Source organism: Actinomadura logoneensis (genome assembly GCF_003428695.1).
GTDB lineage: Bacteria > Actinomycetota > Actinomycetes > Streptosporangiales > Streptosporangiaceae > Spirillospora > Spirillospora logoneensis.
Genome location: NZ_QURH01000867.1, coordinates 1 through 5,772 on the forward strand (window position 1 = coordinate 1; position 5,772 = coordinate 5,772).

At 72.5% G+C, this 5,772-nt stretch carries 5 protein-coding genes; 3 read left to right on the plus strand and 2 right to left on the minus strand.

The features are described from left to right. The coding region (locus tag DZF91_RS29290) for a PucR family transcriptional regulator (RefSeq protein WP_199486967.1) at nucleotides 1–686 on the plus strand (686 nt) is incomplete at its 5' end. Between the two features lie 78 nt (nucleotides 687–764). On the opposite strand, the gene DZF91_RS29295 is transcribed toward DZF91_RS29290, so the two are convergent. After that, the gene (locus DZF91_RS29295; RefSeq protein ID WP_117360348.1) at nucleotides 765–2,699 is read right to left on the minus strand and encodes an NAD(P)-binding protein; all 1,935 of its coding nucleotides are present in this window, start codon (nucleotides 2,697–2,699) and stop codon (nucleotides 765–767) included. Between the two features lie 341 nt (nucleotides 2,700–3,040). Between DZF91_RS29295 and DZF91_RS29300 the strand changes: the two genes are divergently transcribed. Beyond that, on the plus strand, nucleotides 3,041–3,787 hold the full coding sequence (locus tag DZF91_RS29300) for an SDR family oxidoreductase (RefSeq protein WP_117360345.1): 747 nt from the start codon (nucleotides 3,041–3,043) through the stop codon (nucleotides 3,785–3,787). Nucleotides 3,788–4,051: 264 nt separating this feature from the next. Here the strand turns inward: DZF91_RS29300 and DZF91_RS29305 are convergent, their stop codons facing one another. Then, nucleotides 4,052–4,585: a helix-turn-helix transcriptional regulator gene (locus tag DZF91_RS29305; RefSeq protein ID WP_117360346.1), complete on the minus strand. Its 534-nt coding sequence runs from the start codon at nucleotides 4,583–4,585 to the stop codon at nucleotides 4,052–4,054. Between the two features lie 185 nt (nucleotides 4,586–4,770). Here DZF91_RS29305 and DZF91_RS29310 point away from each other — a divergent pair. Beyond that, a partial coding sequence (locus tag DZF91_RS29310; RefSeq protein WP_117360347.1) for a hypothetical protein occupies nucleotides 4,771–5,772 on the plus strand: 1,002 nt, incomplete at its 3' end.

Sequence of the window (5,772 nt, forward strand, 5' to 3'; positions counted from 1 at the left end):
CCCGCACCTCGCCCGCGCCGACCTCGCCGGTCGTCGCCGGGGAGCTGGCCGAGCTCGCCGAGACGGCCGCCGCCGCCTGCAAGGACGCCCGGCTCGCCGCGCTGGTCGGCGTGCTCGACGAGGGCGGTCCGCACGCCCGCGTCGGCGTGCTGGCGTCGCTGCCCGCGCGCGCCGACACCGAGACCGCGCTGAACGACATGGCCACCCGCATCCGCAAGCAGTCCGGCGCCGACTACGTGATGGCGGCCGGGTCGGTGGTCGAGTCGATCCGGGACGTCCGCCGCTCGTTCCTGGAGGCCGAGCAGGTCGCCGACGTCGCCGCCCGCTCCTCGTCCAACCCGAACCGGCTCTTCTACCGGCTGCCCGACCTGCGGCTGCGCGGGCTGCTCCACCTCATGCGCGACGACGCCCGCCTGCAGACGTTCGTCGAGCGCGAGCTCGGCCCGATCCTGGAGTACGACGCGCAGCGCGGCAGCGACCTGACCCGCATCCTGGAGCTGTACCTGGAGTGCGGGCGCAACAAGGCGGTCGCCGCGCAGCGCGCGCACCTGTCGCGTCCCGCGTTCTACGAGCGGCTGCGGCGCATCGAGCGCGTCCTCAACGCCGACCTGGACGACGTGGAGTCGTGCGCGTCCCTGCACGTGGCGCTGCTGGCGCTGTCGTCGGTCCGGTGGGAACGCTCCTGACGCGGTACCACGGCAGGAGGCGGCCGGCGCCGCGCGTCGCGACACCGGCCGCCCTCACCTCCGCGCTCGTCGCGGCCGTCAGGCCATCTCGTTGACGGCGCGCCAGGCCGCGTCGATCGCGGCGTCGGCGTAGGCGCGGTTCTCCGAGTCGGAGTTGGCGATGGTGATCCGCCCGAACGGCCTGCGGCCCTCGACCGCGGGCAGCGGGCCGTCCGGCCAGAAGGTCGCCCACGGACGGCCGTACTCCAGCGCGTAGCCGTGCCCCCAGCGGTTCACCGTGATGGCCTGGATGTCCTTGGCCGGGTCGAAACCGCCGCCCGACAGCAGCCGGGTGAGCTGGTCGCGGATCGACCGCTCGTACGACGAGAACGGACGGGCGAACAGGTCGCGGCGTCCCGGGCCGATGCCGCCGCGCGGGTTGTCGTACCCGGACTGCGTCGCCATCCGGATCATGTGCACCAGGATCGGCTGGGACGGGTCCTTGGAGAACTGGTAGTCCGGGAAGCTGACCGGGTAGTCCAGCTCGGCGACCACCCAGTCACCGCTGGTGAAGCGCGTGTGGTAGATCCGCAGCTTCTCCCACGCCTCCCAGTTGCGCAGCTGCACCATCGCGTACACCATCGGCAGCTTCGTCCCGTAGAACAGGTTCTGCTTCTGGTCCTTGGGCAGGTCCTGCATGAGGTACGGGATCATGGTGTTGAAGCAGGCCATCACCACGTGGGCCGCGTGCGCCCGGTACACCTTCCCGCCGCGGTCGAAGTCGACCTCGACCTCGTCGGCGCCGACCATGCCGTCCTTGTGCTGCACCCGGACGCACGGGGCGTTCAACCGCAGCCGGACGTCGTTGCCCGCCACGTCCAGCTTCCCGTAGTCGATCCGGGACAGCGGCTCGGCGTCCATGTTCTCCGGCGCGCCGGTGTTCGGGATGAGCCGGCCGATCATCAGCTTGCAGATCCCGTTGTTGCCGTCCGGGAAGTGGTAGATGTACGGGTCGTTCTCGTTCCACTGGATCTGCACCGTGGGACCGCAGTACCGGTACGGCTGCTTGCCGCGGTCCAGCTTCAGCCCGCCGAACCCCGGGTACTCCAGCGCCCACGAGTCGATCGCACCGAACGCGTCGATGCCGAAACCCCACTCGTCGCTGGTGTAGGTCTGCATGTAGGAGAGCACTTCCGGCGGCATCTTGGCGTAGTCCCGCAGGTACTCCAGGTAGGTCAGGTCGACCAGCTTGAGCTTCTTCTGCTCGGCGCTCATCCCGGGCAGGTAGTCGCCCGGCTTGTCCTGCAGCGTCAGGAAGGCGGCCTTGGCCTGGTCGCTCATCGGGGCGCCCGCGAGCGACCGCGCGGTCTGGGTGTCGTTCTCCATGACCGCCAGGTGGTCGCTGTGGAACAGCTCCCGCGTGAAGAACTCCGAGTCGTTCAGCTTCCAGCGCTTGTTGAAGTTCTGGTCGTAGTACTTGTCGAACTTCTGCACCTGGATGCCGAGGTCGGTCAGCAGCTTCTTGGCCACCGGGCTCCACACCGACGGCGCCTCGATCGACTGCGACCCGCCGTAGCCGATCAGCGGACGCCCGTTCGCCTGGAACTCGTTGCGCCGGGCGTGCCCGCCGAAGTCGTCGTGGTTGTCCAGGATGAGGATCTTGGCGTCCGGCTTCTTCTGCTTGTAGAAGTAGGCCGCCGCCAGGCCGCTGATGCCCGCGCCGACGACGACCAGGTCGTAGCGCTCGCCGGTGTCCTCCACGGACCGGCGGCCGGACCAGTAGATGCCGTCCCGCAGCTGGTGCGGCACGCGCATCGCCGGGTTGGCGCTGCCGCGGAGCCCGGTCATCGCGGGCGGGTACGAGCGGTTGCCCGCGCCGGAGTAGTTCCAGCCGTCCGGCGGATTCACCACCTGGTTGTGGATGCCGCCCCACGAACCCGCCGAGCAGCCCGAGAGCGCGCCCGCGGCCACGGCGCCGCCCACCGCGACCGCCATGCCGTCCATGAAGTCGCGACGGCTGATCTTCCGGTGCATTCCGAGGTCCTTGTCGGAATGCACCGGTTCATAGGAGTTTTCCTCCGCCATCAATCCCCCCGATACACGCTGCCCCCGGGGGAAGATCTTCCACGCCTGGGCGGGACGAAAACAACTACACCCCGGCGGGGAACGTCAACCTGCAATAAAGCGGCAGAAGGTTATCAGGGAGGGCGCTGACCTGGGCAACCACCCCCACACGTTCAAGGTTAAGTAAAGCGCTGAGGTGATTTCGGTAACACTCGTCCGGCCGCGCCAGTTCGCATCAGTTCGCGTGCCTAACAAGAAAAGGGAACCCCCGCTGGGCCGCCTCCGCCGGAGCGCACGCTAATCTTCGGAGGATGGAGCTAGGACTGGAGGGCCGCCGCGCCGCCGTCGCCGCGGCCAGCAGCGGGCTCGGCTTCGAGGCCGCGCGGGCACTGATCGCCGAGGGGGCGGCGGTGGCGATCTGCGGACGCGACCGCGACCGGCTGACCGTGGCCGCCCGGCGGCTCGGCGACCGCGCCCACCCCGTCCTCGCCGACGTGGCCACGCCCGAGGGCGCGACCGCTTTCGTCCGCGAGGCGCAGGACGCCCTCGGCGGTGTGGACATCCTGGTCACCAACGCCGGAGGCCCGCCGCCCGGCGGCTTCGCCTCCACCCCGATGGACGCCTACGCTCCCGCGCTCGACCTCAACCTCATGTCGGTCGTCGCGATGTGCAAGGCCGCCGTCCCGGCCATGCAGGAGCGCGGCTGGGGACGCGTCGTCGCGATCACCTCGATCTCGGTGCGGCAGCCGATCCCCACGCTCATCCTGTCCAACACCGCGCGCGCCGGCGCGACCGGCTTCCTCAAGACGCTCGCGCTGGAGGTCGCCAAGGACGGCGTGACCGTCAACTCCCTCCTGCCGGGCTACCACGCGACCGAGCGGCTGCGCACGCTGCGCGGCGGGGACTGGGACGCGGTCGCCAACGAGATCCCCACCGGCACCGTCGGCGACCCGGCCGACTTCGGCGCGTTCGTGGCGTTCCTCTGCTCGAAGCAGGCCCGCTTCGTCACCGGCGCCGCGATCAGCGTGGACGGCGGCGAATACACCGGCCTCCTCTGAGACCGCACACGTCGTCCTTTCCCCCTGCACCTCCTTCTCCGCCTGCGCCGACCCCTCCCGGAGGAGGGCGCACGCCGGTGACCTGACCCGGCCACACCGAGCGCCCGCCCGACCCCGCACCAAGGACTGGCCCGGCGGAGACTGGACTCCGACCGCGCGGAGCAACGCCGAAGACAGGCCGCTCCGCGCGGTGGAGCACGAGTTCGTGCGGGTCGCCGGGCCGCACCCGGGCCGTCGGGCGGGGGTGCGGGACCGGAGACTCGGTCAGCCGCGGCGCCGCTGGAACGGAAGGTAGCGCTCGGCGCGGCGGGGACGGGCGGGCATGCCGGTGGACTCGACGGCGAGGATGCGGTCGAAGCGGAAGGCGCGGACGCCCCGGCGCAGGCGGCACCAGCCGACCAGGTACCAGTGGTCGCGGTGGACGAGGCAGGTGACCGGCTCGACCTCGCGGATGGTGACGTGGGCGTTGGCGTCGCCGTAGCAGAGCCGGACGACGCGGTGGTCGGTGATCGCGGCGGCGATCACGCGGGCGCGGTCGGCGGTGGTGGCGGACAGCGGGTCGGTGAGGGTCGCGAGGGTGGTGGCGACGACCTCGTCGTGGTCGGCGCCGGGCGGCAGCAGGTGGCGGAGGGCACGGCGGGCGGTGGCCGCCTGCGGACCCGCGCCGAGGTGGGCCAGGGAGAGCGCGAGGGACGCGATCTCGGCGGCGGTCAGGGTGGGCTCGGGGGCCTCGAAGAGCGCGTCGGCGGCGGGACCGGTGGAGGTCCGGCCGGGACTGGGGGTCGCGACGTTCGCCATGGTTCGATTATATGTTCGAGCACCGACATTTCGCGGGGCGTCCGGCACCGGTCGGCCCTCCCCTTGAGGTGTCGCAGCGCATGGTGAACACTGATCCCTCAAAACGGCACCTTCTTCCTGGATGGCGGGGGCGATCATGGGTTTGCTGGGGAGCCGCGTTGGCTGACGCGGGGCTCGGTCGGCTCATGACAAGGGAAGAGGCGGACGCGGCCCTCGCCCGGCTCCGGGACGAGCGGGACCGCGTGAGCGCGAGCCTGCTCGACCTCGACGCGCACCCCGGCCGCCGCATGCTGGAGGGCGCGGCGCTGACCGGCGCGAGCGCGGAGCTCCAGGCACGGGTGGCCGCCGGGACGGCGCTGCTGTGGTATCTGTTCGACCGGTACCGGGCCGTGCTGTCGGCCGCCGAGGAACTGCGCGCCCGGTCCCCCCGTCCGAAGGCGCCGGAGCTCGCCGAGCTGACCCGGCTGCTGGCGGGCCCGGCGATCGAGCTGCCGGCCCCGCCCGTCCCGCTGGAGCGGCGCGGCCTGCTGGGCGGCCCCGGCCCCGAGCGGCTGACCCTGCATGACGCCGTGGCGCGGATGACGCGCCTGTTCGACGGGATCGCGCGCGACGTGGCGACGGTGGACGCGGCCTGGTCGGCGCTGCTGCCCGCGCTGGAGGAGGCCGAGGCCCTGCACCGCGAGGCCGCCGCGCTCGCCGCGTCGCTGGAGTCGTCCACCGCGGAGGTGGAGGAGCTCGGCCGCCAGGTGGCGCGCGCCGGGGAGGCCGTCCGCTCCGATCCGCTTTCGCTCGCGGGGTACGGCGGCGGTCCGGACACGTCCGCGCTGACCGCGCTCATCGGGCGGTTGGGCGAGACGCTGGCCCGGCTACGGGAGGCGGAGCGCCTGCGCGAGGGCTGCGCCACCCGGTTCGCCGCCGCCGAGAGCCTGGTCGCCGAGGTGCGCCGCGCGCACGAGGAGGCGCTGCGCGCGCACGCGGAGGCCGAGGAGAAGATCGCCTCGACCGGCCTGTCCGCGCCGCCGGACGCGTCCGGGGCGTTCGCCGACCGGCTCGCCGCGCTGCGCGGCCTGACCGCGACCGGGCGCTGGGACGAGCTCGCCGAGCGCCTCACCGAGCTGGAACGTGCCGCGGCCGACGCGCGCGACCGCGCGGCCCGCCACCGCGACCTGGCCGCCGGCCTGCTGGAG